This is a genomic window from Kushneria sinocarnis, assembly GCF_003633775.1.
In the GTDB taxonomy this organism is placed as follows: Bacteria; Pseudomonadota; Gammaproteobacteria; order Pseudomonadales; family Halomonadaceae; genus Kushneria; species Kushneria sinocarnis.
The window spans coordinates 268879-288526 of sequence record NZ_RBIN01000004.1; the positions used below are offsets into that span (position 1 = coordinate 268879).

Sequence of the window (19648 nt, forward strand, 5' to 3'; positions counted from 1 at the left end):
CGGCCGATCACCGAATACACGCATGACTGTCCCCGCCCCGTGTGGGCCCGACCGAGCCGCCACCGGAATGCCAGATCAATGAAAGACACCATTACCGCACTGCTGGAGACCGCACTCGAGGCGCTCAAGGCCGACGGCACCCTGCCCGCCGAGAGCCATCCGGCCATTCGCATCGATGCCACCCGCGATCGTGAACACGGCGACTACGCCACCAATCTGGCCATGACGCTGGCCAAAAGCGCCGGCATGAAACCGCGCGAGCTGGCCGAACGGCTGGTCGCTGCCCTGCCGGAGAGCCCGGTGCTGCACGACATCGAGATCGCCGGCCCCGGTTTCATCAACTTCTTCGTCGATACCGGCTCGGCTGCCGAGGTGCTGATGACGATCATCGACGCCGGTGACAGCTATGGTCACAGCGATGTCGGTGGCGGCAGCCCGGTACAGGTCGAATTCGTCTCTGCCAACCCCACCGGTCCGCTGCATGTCGGCCACGGCCGGGGCGCCGCGATCGGCGACACGCTCTGTCGCCTGCTGGAAGCGACCGGCCATCGGGTCACCCGCGAGTTCTATTACAACGACGCCGGGGCCCAGATCGACAACCTCACCCTCTCGGTGGCCGCCCGGGTGCGCGGCATCGAGCCGAGTGACCCGAGCTGGCCGGCGGATGGCTATCGCGGTGACTACATCCGCGATGTGGCCGAGAGCTACATGCGCGGCGAAACCGTGGTCGCCGACGATCGCCGGGTTACCGCGAAGGCCGACCCCGACGATCAGCAGGCCATTCGCGAGTTTGCCGTGGCCTATCTGCGTCACGAGCAGGATCTTGATCTGCGCGCCTTCGGTGTCGGCTTTGATGTCTACTTCCTCGAATCCTCGCTCTACCAGCAGGGCAAGGTCGAGGCCACCGTCGAACGCCTGATCGAGGGCGGTCACACCTACGAGGCTGACGGGGCGCTGTGGCTGCGCACCACCGACTTCGGGGATGACAAGGATCGGGTGATGCGCAAGCGTGAAGGCGGCTACACCTACTTCCTGCCGGATGTCGCCTACCATCTCGACAAGTGGCAGCGCGGCTTCACCACCGTCATCAATGAACAGGGCGCCGATCACCACTCCACTGTCACCCGGGTGCGTGCCGGGCTGCAGGCGCTGGATGCCGGCATTCCCGAGGGGTATCCCGACTACGTGCTCCACCAGATGGTACTGGTGACCCGCTCGGGGGTTGAGGTCAAGCTCTCCAAGCGGGCCGGCAGCTACGTCACCCTGCGTGATCTGATCGAGGAAGTCGGCCGCGATGCAACCCGCTACTTCCTGGTGGCACGTCCGGCCACCTCGCAGATGACCTTCGATATCGACCTGGCCCGCTCGCAGTCCAACGACAACCCGGTCTACTACGCCCAGTACGCCCACGCCCGGATGTGTAGTGTCATGGCTCGTGCCGAGCGCGATGGCCACCCCTTTGACGCCGAGCTGGCCCGGGCCAGTCTCGATCGCCTGGCCGAACCCCGCGAGCGCGACCTGATCACCCGGCTGCAGCTCTTTCCGGAGACGGTCGCCCGGGCCGCGCTGGCGCGCGAGCCGCACCAGATTGCCGTCTACCTGCAGGAGCTGGCCGCGGAATTCCACGGCTGTTACAACGCGGTCAGGGTGATGGTCGACGATGATGCCCTGCGCAACGCTCGCCTCGCCCTGGGCCTGGCGGTACGTCAGGTCATGCACAACGGACTCGGACTGCTGGGTGTCAGCGCTCCGGAGGAGATGTAAATGGCAGGCGGTCGCTCCAGCTCCCGCAACGGCTCAGCCAATCAGCGCGGCAACGGTCGCGGCGGCGCCACTTCGAAGCGCAACACGACACGCAACCGTCAGGGCGGCGACGGATTTCACGTGCCGGGCTGGCTGTGGGGGATCGTCGGGCTGATCGCCGGCTTTGCCGCCGCGCAGTATTTTCACTCCTCGGCGCCCCCGCAGGGACGTGAGCAGGTAGCCGCCGTGGTCGCCCGCCAGTCCGGCGGCAACAGCGAGTCGGCGCAGCAGCAATCCTCGCAGGAAGAGCAGCCGTCCGCCCGGCAGGAGAAGATGCCGACCTTCGAGTTCTACACCCTGCTGCCCGAATCGGAGGTGGTGGCGCCGTCAGTGGATGCCTACAAGTCCACGCCCCGCCCGGGTACCCAGGCCGCTGCCGATCAGAAGGCGCGGCAGATCATGCAGAACAACAACGCCAGCGGGCAGAACAGTGCCAGTGACACCCAGGGCAGTGACAATGCCGACAGCGGCAATACGGGCACGCCCTCGAGCTATGTGCTGCAGGCGGCCTCGTTCCGCAGCAACGATGACGCCCGGAAGATGGCCCGCAAGCTCAAGGATCTCAGCCTGAAGGCCCGGGTCAGCGAGGTCACCACCGCCGACGGCACCCACTGGTATCGCGTCCAGGTCGGCCCCTATCAGGACACCCGGGAGATTTCACGCGCCCGGGATCTGATGGAAACCCAGCAGATCGAGCCGATGCTGATCCGCCTGCAGGGCTGACCGCCCGGGATCGCAGCGGGAACAGGGCCCCCGCTGCGCCCTCCTGCCATCGCTTCAGCGCAAGCCGTTGGCCGCTGCGACTTGATTTCCCTGCGCGGCGTCCGCATCTAATTCTCCCATCAGACAGTGGCGCCCGGCGTCGCAATGTTCCCCGGGGAGCTTCATCCCCCGTTTACTGGAGACCCGTTCATGACCACGATCGTATCCGTGCGCCGTGGCGAGCAGGTAGCCCTGGCCGGCGATGGCCAGGTTTCGCTGGGCAATACGGTAATGAAGGGCAACGCCAGCAAGGTACGCCGCTTTCACCGCGGCCAGGTACTGGCCGGCTTCGCGGGCGGCACGGCGGATGCCTTTACCCTGTTCGAGCGCTTTGAAGCCCAGCTCGAGAAGTATCAGGGTCATCTCGCCAAGGCCGCTGTCGAACTGGCCAAGGAGTGGCGCACCGACCGCGCCTTGCGCCGGCTCGAGGCCATGCTGGCGGTGGCCGACCGGCATTCGTCGCTGATCATCACCGGCACCGGCGATGTGCTCGAGCCGGAATACGGCATCATCACCATCGGCTCCGGAGGGCAGTATGCCAATGCCGCAGCCCGGGCCCTGCTGGACAACACCGAGCTGTCCGCGCGCGAGATCACCGAAAAGAGTCTGAACATCGCCGCCGACATCTGCGTCTATACCAATCACACCGTGACACTCGAGGCACTGGATTGATCATGACCCAGTCTCAGACTTCGCAATCATTAACTACCGAGGCGACCTCGCAGCAGTCGCAGATGACGCCGCGCGAGATCGTTCATGCGCTCGATCAGTACATCGTCGGTCAGGCCGACGCCAAGCGCGCCGTGGCCATCGCCCTGCGCAACCGCTGGCGGCGCATGCAGCTCGACGACGAGCTGCGCCCCGAGGTCACCCCCAAGAACATCCTCATGATCGGCCCCACCGGGGTCGGCAAGACCGAGATTGCCCGGCGCCTGGCCAAGCTGGCGGGAGCGCCCTTTGTCAAGGTCGAGGCGACCAAGTTCACCGAGGTCGGCTATGTCGGCCGCGATGTGGAGTCGATCATTCGCGATCTTGTCGAGATGGCGATGAAGATGGTGCGCGAGGACGCCAAGGCGGCGATGCAGCACAAGGCCGAAGAGGCCGCCGAGGAGCGCGTGCTCGACGCCCTGCTGCCGCCGGCCCGGGGCAGCGAGTATGACAGTGGTCGCAATCGTGACAGCTCCACCCGGCAGACCTTCCGCAAGCAGCTGCGCGAGGGCAAGCTCGACGATCGCGAGATCGACATCGAGCTCACCCCCGCCAGTCAGGGCATGGACTTCCAGGCCCCGCCGGGCATGGAAGAGATGACCAGCCAGCTGCAGAACATGTTTTCCAGCTTCGGCAAGCAGAAGAGCGAGAGCCGTCGCATCACCGTCGCCGAAGCGATGCGGCTGGTGCGCGACGAGGAAGCCGCCAAGCTGGTCAGCGAGGAAGAGATCAAGCAGCGGGCCATCGAAGCGGTCGAGCAGAACGGAATCGTCTTCGTGGATGAGATCGACAAGGTCGCCAAGCGGGCCGAGTCGGGCAGCGGCGGCGATGTCTCCCGTGAGGGCGTGCAGCGCGACCTGCTGCCGCTGATCGAGGGCTCGACCGTCTCCACCAAGCACGGCATGGTGCGTACCGATCACATCCTGTTCATCGCCTCCGGGGCGTTTCATCTCTCCAAGCCGTCCGACCTGATCCCCGAGCTGCAGGGCCGCCTGCCGATCCGGGTTGAACTGACGGCCCTGTCGCCGAACGAGTTCAAGCGCATCCTTACCGAGCCCTCGGCGTCGCTCACCCGGCAGTACGAAGCCCTGCTGGCGACCGAGGACCTGGAAGTCCGCTTCACCGACGATGGCATCGAGCGCATCGCCCGGACCGCCTGGCAGGTCAACGAGGGGACCGAGAACATCGGCGCACGCCGGCTGCACACCATGATGGAGCGGCTGCTGGAGAAGGCGCTCTACGAGGGCAGCGACATGCAGTCGCCGCTGGTCATCGATGCCGCCTATGTCGATGAGCAGCTCGGTGAACTGGCGAAGGATGAGGATCTGTCGCGCTATATCCTGTAGGACCATTACGGGCGGGGACGCTCGGCTGGCACCCGCCTGTTTCAGCGCGTATTCTGGAGACGGCGCCGTTTTCGGCGCCGTTTTTTCCTTCTACCGGCGATACCCTGCCAGAATGGTATTGCGGAGGTTTCATGAGCGCGCCGATCCCCGTAAACGTGCACTATCACAAATACGATCGCGATCTCGAGCTGAGTTATGATATCGATGGCCGGCGCCAGAGCTTTCGCCTCGCCGCCGAGCTGCTCAGGGTCTTCTCTCCTTCCGCGGAGGTCCGCGGCCACTCTCCCGAGCAGGCCGTGCTGCAGACCGGCAAGAAGGATGTCGGGCTCCTGAACATCGAGCCGGTCGGCAACTACGCCCTGAAGCTGCACTTCGACGACGGCCACAACAGCGGTCTCTACAGCTGGGAATACCTGTGGGAGATGTGTCAGCATCGCGAGCAGTGGTGGCAGGACTACCTGCACCGGCTGGAAGCGGCCGGCGCCTCGCGCGAGCCGCTGGGCATTCCGGTACGTCAGGTCCACTAGGCCGGGAACGGCTGGTGCCATGCGCCGTCCGGGACAATCTTCCGGTGCGACGCTACAATGCGGTGCCGCCGCATTACTGTCGGCTCCCCGGCACAGCGACAATCGAATCAGGGACACGGATATGAACAGCAGAACCACGCATTTCGGTTATCAGGAAGTGCCCCTCGAGGAGAAGGCCGGCCGGGTCTCCGAGGTCTTCGACAGCGTTGCTGCCCGCTATGACCTGATGAACGATCTGATGTCACTCGGCATTCACCGCCTCTGGAAGCGGGTCACGCTGGAGCGCTCCGGTGTCCGTCGCGGCCATCAGGTCCTTGATATTGCCGGTGGCACCGGCGATCTCACCGAACAGTTCGTGCGTCGGGTCGGTCCGAAGGGGCGCGTGGTACTGGCCGACATCAATGCCTCGATGCTGCAGGTGGGCCGCGACCGCCTGCTCGACAGGGGCGCCGGTGCCCGGGTCGAGGTCGTTCAGGCCAATGCCGAAACACTGCCCTTTCCCGACAACACCTTCGACTGCATTACCATTGCCTTCGGCCTGCGCAACGTGACCGACCAGGCACGCGCACTGGCCTCGATGACCCGCGTGCTCAAGCCGGGTGGGCGACTGCTGGTTCTGGAATTTTCCAAACCCACCCACCCCGTGTTCGAACGCGTCTATGATCAGTACTCCTTTCATGTCCTGCCGCGCCTGGGCAGGCTGGTGGCCAATGATGCCGATTCCTACCGCTATCTGGCAGAGTCGATTCGCATGCATCCCGACCAGTCCACCCTCAAGGGCATGATGGAAGCTGCCGGACTGGAGCGGGTCGAGTACACCAACATGACCGGGGGCGTTGTCGCCCTGCATCGCGGCCTCAAGTTCTGAGTCGCCGCCATGCCGGGCCTTCAGCATGCCGGGCGACGCAGGCCGTACGCCGCTGCCCGCAGGCCTCCGATGTTACGAATTATCTCAGGTTGACGACTCTCATGGACAAGCAGCCTCTGATGCCGCAGACCGGCCTGAACGCCCGAACGGGGTCGTGGTGCTGATGTCACTGATGACGCCTTTGCTGCTCGCCAGCGCCGAACGCACGCTCAATCATCTGCTGGCGCGCGACCCCGCTGCGCCGGCCCGTCTGGCCGGCCTGGCCGGCAAGCGACTGCTGCTGCGGATTACCGCGCCGGCGTTCGAGGTGCTGATCACCTTTCACAATGGCGGGCTGGCACTCACCCGCCTGCCGGACGCCTCGCCGGGCGATGCCGACGCCTGCGTCGAGATCGACGCCGATACCCTGGGCGCCCTCATGGGGGGTGCTTCCATCGAATCGTGCATGACCGCCAACCGGCTGATCGTGCATGGCGAGCTGGGGCTGCTGGCCGCCACCCGCGCCCTGCTGATGGATCTCGATGTCGACTGGGAAGGCGCCCTGGCAGAGTGGTTCGGCGATGTCCCGGCGCACAGCCTCGCCACCGGACTGCGTCGGGTCGGCCGCTTCGGCATCCGCTCCAGCCACTCGCTGGAAGAGGACCTGCGCGAATATATCCTCGAGGAGGGCCGCTGGCTGGCCGGCCGCAATCAGCTCGACATCGCCCGCGAACACCTGACCGAGCTGGAAATTGCCACCGACCGCCTTGAAGCGCGTCTGGAACGTCTCGGACGCCGGCTGCGGGGAGGATCCGGTTCTTGAATCTGCTGTGGCGCCTGATACGCATCGGCTGGGTCATTACCCGCTATCGCCTCGATACGCTGGTGCCGCTCGAACGGCTGCCGGGCTACGCCCGGCTGCTGATGAAGATGGCGCCGATCCGGCTGTTTCCGACCCGGCAACGCAGCAATGGCGAGCGGCTGCGACTGGCACTGGAGAATCTCGGTCCGATCTTCGTCAAGTTCGGCCAGATGCTCTCCACCCGACGCGATCTGATGCCACCGGACATAGCGGTCGAACTCAAGCGGCTGCAGGATCAGGTACCGCCCTTCTCCAGCGATCAGGCGCTGCGCAGTGTCGAGGAGGCCCTCGGCACCACGGTCGAGGAGTGTTTCGCCCATTTCGATACCGATCCGCTGGCCTCGGCCTCGATCGCCCAGGTGCATGCCGCGCAGCTCCACTCCGGCGAGCGGGTGGTGGTCAAGATCATCCGACCGGGCATCGATCGCGTGATGCGCAGCGACATCGCCCTGCTGTACACCTTTGCCCGACTGCTGCTGAAGGTATGGCCCGATGCCCGACGGCTGCGTCCGGTAGAGGTGGTCACGGATTACGAGGCAACCCTGTTCGACGAGCTCGACCTGCAGAAGGAAGCCGCCAACACCTCCCAGCTCAAGCGCAACTTCCAGCATTCGCCGCTGTTGTATGTGCCCGCCATTCACTGGCCGCTGACCCGACGCAGCGTCATGGTCCAGGAGCGGATCAGCGGTATTCCGGTAGCCGATACCGATGCCCTGATCGAGCATGGCGTCGATCTGCGCCTGCTGGCGGAGCGCGGGGTCGAGATCTTCTTCACCCAGGTATTCCGCGACAACTTCTTTCACGCCGACATGCATCCCGGCAACATCTTCGTGAATGCCGACAACCCCCTCGATCCCAGCTACATTGCCATCGATTGCGGCATCGTCGGCAGCCTGACCCGCGAGGACCAGGATTACCTGGCGCGTAACATCATTGCCTTCTTCCGTCAGGATTATTATGAAGTGGCGATGTTGCACATCGAGTCCGGCTGGGTGGGCGAAGGGACCCGCGCCAACGAGTTTGCCGCGGCCATCCGCTCGGTCTGCGAACCGATTCTGGAGAAGCCGCTCAAGGATATCTCCTTCGGCCAGGTGCTGATGGGACTGTTCCAGACCGCCCGCCGCTTCAACATGGAGGTCCAGCCGCAGCTGGTGCTGCTGCAGAAGACCCTCTTGAACATCGAGGGCCTGGGACGAACGCTCTACCCCGAGCTCGATCTCTGGCACACTGCCAAGCCCTACCTGGAGCGCTGGATGCATGAGCGTGCCGGACCGAAGGGGTTCTGGGAGGAGCTGAAGAAGCAGGCCCCCGAGCTGGTCCAGCGAGTCCCGCAACTGCCGGTCATGGCCCACCAGGCGATGTCACAGGTCGAGGTCGAACGCCGCCAGCGCCGCGAACAGACCGCCGCCCTCGGCACCCTGCGCGATACGCTCAACGGCCTGAACCGGGGCACCCACCGGTTGCGTCTGGGACTGCTGCTGGTGGCTCTGGCCCTGGCCTGGCAGCCGCTCTGGGCGTGGCTGACCCAGCAGCCCTGGCCGGTTCTGGCCGCGGCCGCCATCGGCGTGGCACTGATCGTCTGGCGCTAGCGCGGCGCTTGCAGGCAACCACGATGAAGCCTGCGAAGTGCATCGACAGCCGGCCGAACGGGGTGTTATAAGCGATTCAACGACGCCACACCGGCGTCAGGGGAAGATACAGCATGAGCAGCAGCGATACTCTCGATCAGCTGGCCGAAGTCCTCGCCAGCCGACGCCACGGTGATCCGGACAGCTCCTATGTGGCCGGACTGCATCAGCGTGGCCTCAACAGGATTCTCGAAAAGGTAGGCGAGGAATCCACCGAAACCCTGCTGGCCGCGCGCGACGCCGAACACGGCGGCGAAGCCGAGCGCCGGGCACTGATCAGTGAAACCGCCGACCTGTGGTTTCACAGCCTGGTCATGCTGTCACATCTCGATCTCGATCACCGGGCTGTCCTCGAGGAACTGGCTCGCCGCTCCGGCGTCTCCGGGCTCGATGAAAAGGCCGCCCGCAACACGACCTGATCGCGCTTCCCGGCCGGGAGCACGCTCATTCGACTGGTAATGGAGTACGCTTATGTTGGGTGGTATCAGTATCTGGCAGCTTCTGATCGTACTGGGCATCATCATACTGATCTTCGGCACCAAGAAACTGCGCAATCTGGGTGGCGATCTGGGCGGTGCCATCAAGGGCTTCAAGCAGGCCGTCAATGATGGCGAGGAAGAGGCCGACAAGCAGCAGCCCCACCAGACCCGCCAGGTCGAGGATCAGCAGGATTCGCGCAACCAGACCTACGAGAATCCGGCGGAGAAGCGCGAAAACGCGACGTCCTCCTCTGCCGGTGAGCACGACAAAGAGACCCGGAACCAGTAGGCGATGTTCGATGTCAGCTTTCTGGAACTGGCAGTCATCGCGGTCATTGCCCTGATCGTGCTGGGTCCCGAACGGCTGCCCACTGCCGCTCGGGCAGCCGGGCTGTGGATCGGCCGCATCCGGCGCACCATCGGCAATGTGCAGCGCGAGATTTCCAGCCAGCTCGAAACCGAAGAGTTGCAGCGCCAGATGAAACACAAGCGCGACCGGGTTGATCAGGGGCTGTCGAAGATGCGCCAGGACGTCGAGGGACTGGGTGACACGCCCCGCAACCGGTCTGACAGCGAGCGCCCCCCGGCCGACGACGAAACGCCGGGCGCCGGATCGGCTGGCCGCGAGCCGGCAGCGGATGACACTGCAGCACCCGCCGACAACAGCCGCCACACGACCTCCTCCGACGCTGACAGGAACGACGCCCCCCGATGAGCCAGTCGCAGGATCCCGATAGCCAGCAGACGCCCCTGGTCGAGCATCTGATCGAGCTGCGCTCGCGCCTGCTCAAGGCGATCATCGCCGTGGTCATCGTCTTCGCAGCGCTGTATGCCTTTTCCAATCAGCTCTACGAGTTCATCGCCCGGCCACTGATGGCACTGCTGCCCGAAGGCTCGCAGATGATCGCCACCGAGGTGGCCTCACCCTTTCTGGCGCCATTCAAGCTGACCCTGATCGTGGCGCTGTTCGTGGCCATTCCGTTCGTGCTCTATCAGGCCTGGGCGTTCATCGCCCCCGGCCTCTATGTGCATGAAAAACGGCTGGCGATTCCGATCCTGGCCTCCAGCGTGGCGCTGTTCTACTGTGGCGCGGCGTTCGCCTACTATGTGGTCTTCCCGCTGCTGTTCCAGTTCTTTACCAGCACGGCGCCCCAGGGCGTGCAGGTCATGACCGACATCAACGCCTATCTCTCCTTCGTGCTGAAGCTGTTCTTTGCCTTCGGCCTGGCGTTCGAGATTCCGGTGGCCACCTTTCTGCTGATCCTGACCGGCGCGGTCACGGTGCAGTCCCTCTCCGCCAAACGGCCGTACGTGGTCATCGGCTGCTTCGTGGTCGGCATGCTGCTGACGCCGCCCGATATCGTCTCGCAGACGCTGCTGGCCGGGCCGATGTGGCTGCTGTTCGAGATCGGCATCCTGTTCGGGCGGCTGGTACGCCACCCGCGCGGCGGCCGTGACGAAGCCGATCGGGAGAGCGACAGCTCCTGACCACAGCTGCCGACCCGTGCCGGCCGGCATGGGTCAGTGGTAGCGCTCCCCCCCGGCCATTTCGAGCACGAAGCCGCCCTTTCGTACGCCCGCAGCCGGCCATGATCAAGGCGATCGGCTTGTTCCATGGCGTTGTCTCGCCGGCGTTCAGGGCGGGCAGCCGGGTCATCGCCCGCCAGCCATCATGCCGCTCACGCCACCGTTGTGGCGGAACTGTTATACTGCTGCTGACCTGTCAATATCGCTCAAGTGGAGAGTGTTCGTGCCACAGACGACCTTTCGCCAGTTTCCTGCTACCCGCATGCGGCGGATGCGCAAGGATGACTTTTCGCGTCGCATGATGCGCGAAACCACCCTGACCGTGGACGATCTGATTCTGCCGGTGTTTGTCCAGGAAGGCGAACAGCAACGCGATGCCATCCCTTCCATGCCGGGCGTCGAACGGCTGTCTCTCGATCTGCTGCTGGAAGAGGCTGGCGAGCTGAGTGCGCTGGGCATTCCCGCCATCGCCCTGTTTCCGGTGGTCGGTCCCGAGCTCAAGAGCCTGCATGCCGAAGAGGCCTACAACGCCAACGGGCTGATTCAGCGCAGCGTGCGTGCGCTCAAGCAGGCGCATCCCGAGCTGGGGATCATTACCGACGTGGCCCTGGACCCCTATACCAGTCACGGCCAGGACGGGATTCTCGATGACCAGGGTTATGTGCTCAACGAGCGCACCGTGGAGACCCTGATCAAGCAGGGGCTGTCGCATGCCGAAGCCGGCGCCGACTTCATCGCGCCCTCCGACATGATGGATGGCCGTATCGGCTCGATCCGTGAAATGCTCGAACGCGAGGGGCTGATCAATACCCGGATCATGGCCTACTCGGCCAAGTATGCATCACGCTACTACGGTCCCTTCCGCGATGCCGTGGGCTCCACTGCCAGTCTCGGCGCGGCGGACAAGTCCACCTACCAGATGGACCCCGCCAACAGCGATGAAGCGATTCACGAGGTGGCGCTGGATATCAGCGAAGGGGCCGATGCCGTCATGATCAAGCCCGGCATGCCCTATCTCGACGTGATGCGGCGGGTGCGCGACGAGCTGCGGGTGCCCACCTTCGTCTACCAGGTCAGCGGTGAGTATGCCATGCACATGGCAGCCTTCGAACGCGGCTGGCTCGATGAGCGCCAGGTGGTCATGGAGTCGCTGGCCTGCTTCAAGCGTGCCGGTGCCGACGGCATCCTGACCTATTTTGCCAAGCGCGCCGCCCAGTGGCTGGCCGAGGAGCGCGCAGGCTGAAGAGACCGTCGCGGTGTCATTGAACCGTCACGTGATTGCGGCACCCTGACGGCAAGATCGTGCCCGGTACCCGATCGGGCACGAACAGTGCGCTGCAACAGGGGGACCAGGAGCATGGCCGCCAGATCGGAGAGTGAAACCGATTCGCAGGGTGAAGCCGTTGAGGGCTCCACGACGGCGCTGCGGGTCAATCGCAGCAAGACCGGCGTCCGCGCCCCGATCCCCTCCGACAGCATCCCCGAGCTCGATGATCCGCGGCTTTACTTCAATCGCGAACTCTCCACCCTGCAGTTTCACATTCGCGTGCTCGAGCAGGCCCTCGACGAGAGCCACCCCCTGCTCGATCGACTGATGTTCCTGCTGATCTTCTCGTCCAATCTCGATGAGTTCTTCGAGATCCGGGTCGCCGGGCTCAAGCACCGTATAGCCTTCGGGCACGAGGACCCCAGTGCCGATGGTCACTCGCCCTCCTCGGTCTTTGCCGAGATCTCGCGGCTGGCGCACGAACAGGTCGAGCGCCAGTATCACATCCTCAACGACCATCTGATCCCGGCACTCGCCAGCCAGGGCATTCACTTCCTGCGACGCAGCCAGTGGACCCGGGATCAGCAAAAGTGGGTCCACGAATACTTCGATGAGGAGATCATGCCGGTCATCAGCCCGATCGGGCTGGATCCCTCGCACCCGTTCCCGCGCCTGGTCAACAAGAGCCTCAACTTCATCGTCGAGCTCGAAGGCCAGGATGCCTTCGGCCGCACCGGCGGCATGGCCATCATCCCGGCGCCCCGGTCACTGCCGCGCCTGATTCGGGTACCCGAATCACTCGGCCAGCCCGGGTGTCAGGAATACCTCTTCCTTTCATCGATGATTCATGCCCATGCCGGCCAGCTGTTCCCCGGCATGACCATCCGCGGCTGCTATCAGTTCCGGCTGACGCGCAACGCCGATCTCAGCGTGGATACCGAGGATGTCTCCGATCTGGCCTCGGCGCTCAAGGGCGAACTGCTGGCACGACGCTACGGCGACGGCGTACGCCTCGAGGTCGCCAACAACTGTCCCGAGCATCTCAGCGATTTTCTGCTCTCCCAGTTCCGGCTGGATCGACGCGACCTCTACCTGGTCGATGGTCCGGTCAATCTCAGCCGACTGATGGCGATGATTGGCGACAGCCACCGCAGTGACCTGCGCTACGCGCCCTTCACCCCGGGGCTGCCGAAGGTGCTCAGGAACGACGAGAGCCTGTTCGCCATCATCGCCCGGGAGGATGTGCTGCTGCTGCATCCGTGGGAGTCGTTCAGCGTGATCGAGAACTGGCTGGCCGAGGCCGCCCGCGATGCCAATGTGCTGGCCATCAAGCAGACGCTCTATCGGACCGGCGCCGATTCCGGCGTGGTCAATGCCCTGGTCGAGGCCGCCCGCAACGGCAAGGAAGTCACCGTGGTGATCGAGCTGCGCGCCCGCTTCGACGAGGCCGACAACATTGCGCTGGCGTCGCGACTGCAGGAAGCCGGCGCCAATGTCATCTATGGCGTGATGGCCTACAAGACCCACGCCAAGATGCTGCATATCGTGCGCCGCGAGGCCGGTCGCATCCGCCACTATGCCCACATGGGCACCGGCAACTACCACGCCGGAACGGCACGCCTGTATACCGACTACAGCCTGCTGACCGCTCGCGAAAGCCTCTGCGAGGACGTTCATCACGTCTTCCAGCAGCTCTCGGGGATGGGAGAGCCACGCCATACCGAGCATGTCCTGCACGCTCCCTTCATCCTGCACAGCCGCCTGCTGGACATGATCGACCGCGAGGCACGCAATGCCCGCAAGGGACGCAAGAGCCATCTCATCATCAAGTGCAACTCGCTGACCGAGCCGCAGCTGATCCGGGCGCTCTACCGCGCGTCACAGGCCGGCGTGAAGTGCGACCTGATCATCCGCGGCACCTGCTGTCTGCGCCCCGGGGTGGCCGGCGTGTCGGACCACATCACGGTACGCTCGATCGTGGGCCGCTTTCTCGAACATACCCGGGTCTATCATTTCCACAATGCCGGCAAGCCGGAAACCTGGTGTTCGAGTGCCGATTTCATGGAGCGCAACATGTTCAATCGGGTCGAAACCTGCTTTCCGCTGCTGGATCGCCATATCGCCAAGCGCGTCCGCAAGGATCTCGACACCTATCTGCTGGACAACTGTCAGAGCTGGCAGCTGCACAGCGACGGCCACTACGAAAAGCGTCAGCCGGGCGACGGGGAAGCCGCCATCAGTGCGCAGGAGACGCTGCTCTACGCCTACTCGGCCCGCGCCTGAAGGAATTCGCCAGCGCGAGTTGACATGAAGGCCGCGCGCCCGGCCTGCCGCAGTCATGGCCGCAGGCCGGGGCCGCATCAGCCGGGGTCAGACACCGATCGCGCCGCCGCCCTCCTTCTGGATCACCACCGTGGCCGCCCGCGGACGAACCTGCCCTTCGCTCGCCCGGGTCGCATCATCGCCGGCCGGCCAGTTGCCCGGGTGCTGGATGTTGATGAACAGTGCCGAGCGATCCGGTGTTGCGAAAATGCCGGTGACCTCACAGGCATTCGGCCCCACGGCAAAGCGCCTGAGCTGCTGCCCGGTCCGGCGGGTGTCGCCGCGCCCCATGGCCTCCGGCACGACCGCCAGCACCTGATCGTTGGTCGCCCGGGCCACGGCATTGTCACGCCCCTTGTCGATCCCATTGTCGGTTTCGATCCAGAGGATGCCCTCGCCGCTCTCTCCCCGCTGATCGAACCAGAGGCCATCGGGGCTGGCGAACTCGCTGGCCTCGGTCAGCCCCGAGCGGTTGATGTCGTCATCGGCGCCGGCCGGGGCCCCGAACAGGAAGACTTCCCACGCGAAGCGATGCGGCTCGTCTTCCTCGCGCCAGCGCATGACCTGGCCGAAATCGTTGTCGGGCCGTGGGTTGGCGGCATTGACCGGCGCCGTATCGAACCCGGCGCCGAGAGCACCAATGCCCGCCGCACCGTCGGTAAAGGTCGGCTCGGTGCCTTCGGCCGTGCGATCGGAGTTGTTGGTCAGCGACATGTAGACCTCGCCGGAGCCCGGATCGACCGTGCCCCACTCCGGCCGATCCATGGGCGTGGCTCCCATCAGATCGGCGGCATCGCAGGTATTGATGATGATGCCGGCCTGGTCGCCGAACACCTCCCCCAGGGTGCGCTCGCCCGCGGGGCCGCCACCGGGGATTTCACTTTCCGGCGTCAGTGCCAGCCAATCGCCGCTGCCATCGGCGTTGAAACGCGCCGCGTAGAGCGTGCCCTCATCCAGATAGCGGGCGCCGATCGCCTGGCGGTCGTAGCGTTCACCGGGACGGTTGGCATCACGGGGATCCCAGCGCTTGTCCGAGACGAACTTGTAGATGTACTCGTTGCGGGCATCATGGCCGGTATAGAAGGTCAGCGGCTCGCCCTCGACCACCCTGCCGGGCCAGCAGCCCTCGTGGCGAAAGCGCCCCAGCGCCGTTCGCTTGAAGGCGCTGCTCTCGCTGTCATAGGGATCGATCTCCACCACATAGCCGAACGCGCGCGCCTCGTTGCGATAATCCTCCCGTGCACTGGCCGCCCGGGGAGTATTGTCGAAACGCGCAAACTCCCCCTCGCTGCCGCCCCGGGCGGTTTCCCAGCCGTAGCGGCCCCGCCCGGCAGGCATGCCGAGGCGCTGCTGGTCGGGCGTCTGGGTACCGCGATTGATGAAGACCTCGGGCCAGTTCTCTTCACAGCTCAGGTAGGTGCCCCAGGGCGTGTAGCCGCAGGCGCAATTGTTGTTGGTGCCCCGCACCCGGGTACCGTCCGGCGACCAGGCGGTATGAACCCGATCGCTGCCACGCACCGGTCCGGCCAGCTCCATGGGCGTGGCCGAGGTGAAGCGCCGGTTGTGAGGATCCCCGGCGACGACCGTCCAGTGCCCGCTGTCATCGCGCCGGACACGCACCACGCACACGCCATGCGCGTTGATCTCGGTACGTACCTCATCCGCCGGGCGCGCTCCCTCATCGGCATGGGCAGGGCCACCGCTCGGCGCCCAGAGCGCCTGCTGATCGATGTACTCGTGATTGAGCACCAGCAGGAAATCGCGGGAGGCCTGCGCCGGATCGAGCGGAAAGTGATACATGCCATCGTGATGCATGCCCAGCGCGCGCGCCTGCAGCTCGGGCGTCAGCGCCAGCTCGTCGGACCACCGGGGGCCATCGGCATCGAGCGGCGTTCCCCAGGGCGCCAGTACCTGGGCACGATACCCCGGCGGCACCACCACGGCATCGGTCAGCGAACCCGGTACCGAATCGAATCCCAGCCGCAGCGAGCCCTCACCGGCAGCCGCCGTGGCGGCCCGCACCGCTCCGGGCAGGCCGAAACCGGCAAACAGGGTCGCTGCTGCCACGCCGAGCCCACCCTGCATGACCCGGCGGCGGGAGATGTGGCGCTCGAGGATGGTCGAAAACGGCGTATTCCGGCTGTGATTGTGGTTATCGTGATTTTCGATCTCGGCACTCATGCTCACTTCCCGTCAGCTGCGTGGATGAAAACGACCTGGTCCTCATCCACGCTAGGCGCAGGACGTGACACTCTGGTGACACCCACCCGCCGGACACAAGCCCCGCCCGGCGGGATATCTGCTCAGAGGGAGATTTCGGCACCGGCCGACGCCATCGACGGCGCCCGGGCGAGGCGCTCGGCGGCTGCCAGCAGCAGGCTGCGGGTCTGCGCCCAGTCCAGACAGCCATCGGTGATCGATACCCCATGCTGCAGCTCGCCGCCCATGGGCTGGCGCCCGCCTTCCAGATGGCTTTCGATCATCACCCCGGTGAGGGCCTGCTGCCCTGCCAGACGCTGCTCGATGACCTGCTCGAATACCTCGGGCTGTCGAAAGGGATCCTTGCCACTGTTGGCGTGCGAGCAGTCCACCATCAGCGAGGGCGGGTGACCGGCATGTTCGAGTGCCCGGCAGGCCGCCTCGATGCTCCCCGGGTCGCAGTTGGGGCCCTGATGGCCACCACGCAGTACCAGCTGCGTATCCGGATTGCCGGCGGTTTCGATCACCGCCGGTCCGCCCTGCTCATCAACGCCGAAGAAGCGATGACCGTGGGCGCTGGCCGCCATGGCATCCAGCGCCACCCCGATCCCGCCATCGGTGCCGTTCTTGAACCCCACCGGGGCCGGAAAACCGCTGGCCAGCTCGCGATGAATCTGGGATTCGGTGGTACGCGCCCCGATCGCCGCCCAGCTCACCAGATCATCGATATAGGGCGCCGTCATCGGCTGGAGCAGCTCGGTCGCCACCGGCACCCCGAGCGCGACGATGTCGCGCATCAGCCGACGGGCACGCCACAGCCCGCCCGCCATGTCATCGCGACCATCGAGATCGGGATCATAGGCAAAACCCTTCCAGCCCACGGTGGTACGCGGTTTCTCGATGTAGACACGCATCACCGGCAGCAGCTGTTCACCGACCCGGGCCGCCAGCTCCTGCAGATGCCGGGCGTACTCCATGGCGGCGTGTTCATCGTGAATCGAACAGGGGCCGGTCACGACCAGCAGGCGATCATCCCTGCCATGGATGATATCGCGGATGGCGCTGCGCTGATGGGCAATGGTACGGGTCAGCTCGTCGGCAAGCGGCAGCTCGCGCTTCAGTTCGGCACTGCTCGGCAGCGCACAGCGGGTCCGGCGCGCGGGCAGCTCGGATGCAGCGGTGGTAGCGGGCGTGGTTTCGGAAATCGACATCAGGGGCGCTCCAGGGTTCGGGCGCCGTCATGCGTCAGCACAACGGCGCGGATGTTCGTGGGTGCAGATGACAGGCACGGCCCGTACGGCGGGCTGCCGACCGCCAGTGAAAGGGAAAGCCGGAAAAGTAGCTGTAATAACGCATGCGAATGCTCCTGCCGGGCCCGATCAGGGCGTGATAAAAAAAACCCCCGGTGGCGGCTGCCGACCGGGGGTTTCCTTGGGGCGGGCAGCCTGATCGCTCTCAGGCACGCCCGAATGACTCAGGCGTGCCTGATACCAAACCAATAGCTGCCGAAATGACCGACATGATCCATGCACGGCGCCAGCCCTTCGCCACTGCAGGCGAAGCATCCGGAATGGTTGACTGACGCTACAGGCATCATCATGCGTCTCCTTCGTTACTCGTCTTCATCTTCCTCGGGCATGCCCGAGAGCACGCCTCGACTCATTCGCGGGCAGCGGCGATACCACTCTCCGGCTGCTGCGGTCTCCGGCTACAGCTCGCTCCAGAAGAACAGCCCCGGCAGTGCCGCCAGCAGCGCTGTCACAAGCAGGGCGGCCACCATCAGTACGGCAAGCAGCTTTTCATGACGTTCATGGCGCCTGTGCAGACGGCGGAACAGGGTGATGCGTGAACGCATGGAGCCACCTCCGAGTGAACCCTGGTCACCGGTAACCGGCGACTGCCCGATTGTTGCATGTCATTACCTTTACTTCACATGACGCCCGCCGTCAACGGGTAGCGTGGCACCGGTGATGTAACCGTTGTCGAGCAGATAGCGCACACTCTGCCAGATCACCCCCGGCCCGGGCGGCGCCGGAATCATCGAGCGGGCATTGAGATGCGCCAGATATTCGGCATCATCCGTTTCGTTGAGCATGATGGCCGCCGGCGCAATGGTATTGACCTTGATCTCGGGACCGAACAGCGCTGCAAACGATCGGCTCAGGTTTTCCAGCCCGGCCTTGGTGGCCGCATAGGCCACATGCCGGCGCGACCCCCGGCTGGCCGCGAAGTCGGTCATGTGGATGATGTCGCGCATCGGTTCGCGGCAGGCCATCAGCAGTTCCTGCACGTGCAGGTTGATCAGATAGGGCGCCTGCATGTGAATGCGAAACATCCGCTCGAAGGTATCTCCGGCCTGGTCATCGAAACGATCGGCTTCCCACAGCGAGGCGTTGTGAATCACCGCCCGCAGCCGCGGCGTACTCTCCCTGAGCGCCTCGATGAACCGCATGATGCCGGATTCGCTGGAGAAATCCGCCTGTAGCGCCGTGATACCGCGCCGGCGCAGCGCCTCCACGGCTTCGCGTTCACGCCGATAGGTAATGATGACCGGGTGCCCGTCATCCTGCAGCCGTTCGGCGCAGTAGCGGCCCAGCCGCTGGGCGCCGCCGGTAATCAGGATCGGCGCCTGGCTCATGGCGTCCCTCCCCGGGCGGGCTGACGCGGTGCATAGCTGAAGACATCGGAGAAGACCCGTTCGGTCAGCGGCTCCAGCGCCTCGAGGGTATCCACCACGGCGTAGACCATGCCCGGCGAGCCGGCGATGAAGATGCTGGCCTCCCGCGTGCTGCCGACCCGCTCATGCAGGGCGCGATCAATGCGCTCCACCACGCCGTCGAAGTCCTCCTCGCCGGGGAGCTCGACCACCGGTGTAAAACGCACGTTGGGGTACTCGTCGACCCAGCGGCGCACCAGCGACTCGAGATAGAGCTCCTCGCGCTCGCGACCGGCCCACCAGAGATGAATATCGTGGCCGGGGTCGTGGGCCAGCGCCGCCTCGATGATCGATTTCATCTGGGCAAAGCCGGTACCGGCGGCAATCAGCAGCAGCGGCCGCGGATCGCCGAGCTCGAAGCTGCACTCGCCGCCCGGCAGCCGAGCATCAATCATCTCGCCGACCCGCAGCCGCTCGAACAGTGTCTGCGAGTTCTCGCTGGCAGCGACATACTGCACATGCAGTTCGATCAGGCCATCGCTGCGGGGGGCGCTGGCGATCGAGAACGGCAGCCAGGCACGGCCGCTGTCGAGCTCCAGATACTGCCCCGGGGCATGGGTGACCACGGGCTGGTCGGTACGCAGGAAGACGCGATGGACATCGGCTCCCAGGGTCTCGATGGTTTCGATTCGACACGTGATCGTGATCACCCGGT

The 19648-nt window shown here is 65.1% G+C and carries 19 protein-coding genes; 14 read left to right on the forward strand and 5 right to left on the reverse strand.

Annotation, left to right across the window (positions count from 1 at the left end; all coding sequences use genetic code 11):
• Positions 1 to 78 precede the first annotated feature (78 nt).
• From argS to ppk1, 14 genes are all read left to right on the forward strand, one after another.
• Positions 79 to 1764 carry an arginine--tRNA ligase gene (gene argS / locus C7446_RS08010; protein WP_121172563.1) on the forward strand — a complete coding sequence of 562 codons (1686 nt, stop codon included), beginning with the start codon at positions 79 to 81 and terminating at the stop codon, positions 1762 to 1764.
• Positions 1765 to 2526: an SPOR domain-containing protein gene (locus C7446_RS08015; RefSeq protein WP_121172564.1), complete on the forward strand. Its 762-nt coding sequence runs from the start codon at positions 1765 to 1767 to the stop codon at positions 2524 to 2526.
• A gap of 189 nt (positions 2527 to 2715) precedes the next feature.
• Positions 2716 to 3237, forward strand: a complete 522-nt coding sequence (gene hslV, locus C7446_RS08020) for an ATP-dependent protease subunit HslV (RefSeq protein WP_070978505.1) — start codon at positions 2716 to 2718, stop codon at positions 3235 to 3237.
• A 2-nt stretch (positions 3238 to 3239) separates the two neighbouring features.
• A complete protein-coding gene (hslU, locus tag C7446_RS08025; protein ID WP_121172565.1) occupies positions 3240 to 4619 on the forward strand; it encodes an ATP-dependent protease ATPase subunit HslU in 1380 nt (459 codons plus the stop codon).
• A 131-nt stretch (positions 4620 to 4750) separates the two neighbouring features.
• Positions 4751 to 5146, forward strand: a complete 396-nt coding sequence (locus C7446_RS08030; RefSeq protein ID WP_121172566.1) for a gamma-butyrobetaine hydroxylase family protein — start codon at positions 4751 to 4753, stop codon at positions 5144 to 5146.
• A gap of 121 nt (positions 5147 to 5267) precedes the next feature.
• On the forward strand, positions 5268 to 6014 hold the full coding sequence (gene ubiE, locus C7446_RS08035; RefSeq protein ID WP_121172567.1) for a bifunctional demethylmenaquinone methyltransferase/2-methoxy-6-polyprenyl-1,4-benzoquinol methylase UbiE: 747 nt from the start codon (positions 5268 to 5270) through the stop codon (positions 6012 to 6014).
• A gap of 172 nt (positions 6015 to 6186) precedes the next feature.
• A complete protein-coding gene (locus C7446_RS08040) occupies positions 6187 to 6816 on the forward strand; it encodes a ubiquinone biosynthesis accessory factor UbiJ (protein ID WP_342768359.1) in 630 nt (209 codons plus the stop codon).
• A gap of 2 nt (positions 6817 to 6818) precedes the next feature.
• Positions 6819 to 8444 (forward strand): ubiquinone biosynthesis regulatory protein kinase UbiB, encoded by a 1626-nt coding sequence (gene ubiB, locus C7446_RS08045; protein ID WP_121172715.1) that lies wholly within the window; start codon positions 6819 to 6821, stop codon positions 8442 to 8444.
• A gap of 113 nt (positions 8445 to 8557) precedes the next feature.
• Positions 8558 to 8902 carry a phosphoribosyl-ATP diphosphatase gene (locus C7446_RS08050; protein ID WP_121172568.1) on the forward strand — a complete coding sequence of 115 codons (345 nt, stop codon included), beginning with the start codon at positions 8558 to 8560 and terminating at the stop codon, positions 8900 to 8902.
• A gap of 52 nt (positions 8903 to 8954) precedes the next feature.
• On the forward strand, positions 8955 to 9251 hold the full coding sequence (gene tatA, locus C7446_RS08055; RefSeq protein ID WP_121172569.1) for a Sec-independent protein translocase subunit TatA: 297 nt from the start codon (positions 8955 to 8957) through the stop codon (positions 9249 to 9251).
• A 3-nt stretch (positions 9252 to 9254) separates the two neighbouring features.
• Positions 9255 to 9677: a Sec-independent protein translocase protein TatB gene (tatB, locus tag C7446_RS08060; protein WP_121172570.1), complete on the forward strand. Its 423-nt coding sequence runs from the start codon at positions 9255 to 9257 to the stop codon at positions 9675 to 9677.
• The gene (tatC, locus tag C7446_RS08065; protein ID WP_121172571.1) at positions 9674 to 10450 is read left to right on the forward strand and encodes a twin-arginine translocase subunit TatC; all 777 of its coding nucleotides are present in this window, start codon (positions 9674 to 9676) and stop codon (positions 10448 to 10450) included. The genes tatB and tatC overlap by 4 nt, the downstream gene beginning before the upstream one ends.
• A gap of 262 nt (positions 10451 to 10712) precedes the next feature.
• Positions 10713 to 11732 carry a porphobilinogen synthase gene (hemB, locus tag C7446_RS08070; protein ID WP_121172572.1) on the forward strand — a complete coding sequence of 340 codons (1020 nt, stop codon included), beginning with the start codon at positions 10713 to 10715 and terminating at the stop codon, positions 11730 to 11732.
• 114 nt (positions 11733 to 11846) lie between these two features.
• Entirely contained in the window at positions 11847 to 14039 is a 2193-nt protein-coding gene (ppk1, locus tag C7446_RS08075) for a polyphosphate kinase 1 (RefSeq protein ID WP_121172573.1), read from the forward strand.
• An 87-nt stretch (positions 14040 to 14126) separates the two neighbouring features.
• Here ppk1 and C7446_RS08080 read toward each other — a convergent pair whose 3' ends face one another.
• The 5 genes from C7446_RS08080 to C7446_RS08095 all read right to left on the reverse strand — a co-directional run bounded on the left by C7446_RS08080 (position 14127) and on the right by C7446_RS08095 (position 19643).
• Entirely contained in the window at positions 14127 to 16259 is a 2133-nt protein-coding gene (locus C7446_RS08080; RefSeq protein ID WP_121172574.1) for a PhoX family protein, read from the reverse strand.
• 122 nt (positions 16260 to 16381) lie between these two features.
• Entirely contained in the window at positions 16382 to 17488 is a 1107-nt protein-coding gene (locus C7446_RS08085; RefSeq protein WP_121172575.1) for a 3-deoxy-7-phosphoheptulonate synthase, read from the reverse strand.
• A gap of 497 nt (positions 17489 to 17985) precedes the next feature.
• Positions 17986 to 18132: a hypothetical protein gene (locus tag C7446_RS16455; RefSeq protein WP_170150029.1), complete on the reverse strand. Its 147-nt coding sequence runs from the start codon at positions 18130 to 18132 to the stop codon at positions 17986 to 17988.
• 69 nt (positions 18133 to 18201) lie between these two features.
• Complete coding sequence (gene folM, locus C7446_RS08090; protein WP_121172576.1) at positions 18202 to 18915, reverse strand: dihydromonapterin reductase; 714 nt, start codon at positions 18913 to 18915, stop codon at positions 18202 to 18204.
• Positions 18912 to 19643, reverse strand: a complete 732-nt coding sequence (locus C7446_RS08095; protein WP_121172577.1) for an FAD-binding oxidoreductase — start codon at positions 19641 to 19643, stop codon at positions 18912 to 18914. The genes folM and C7446_RS08095 overlap by 4 nt, the downstream gene beginning before the upstream one ends.
• Between the last annotated feature and the right edge of the window lie 5 nt (positions 19644 to 19648).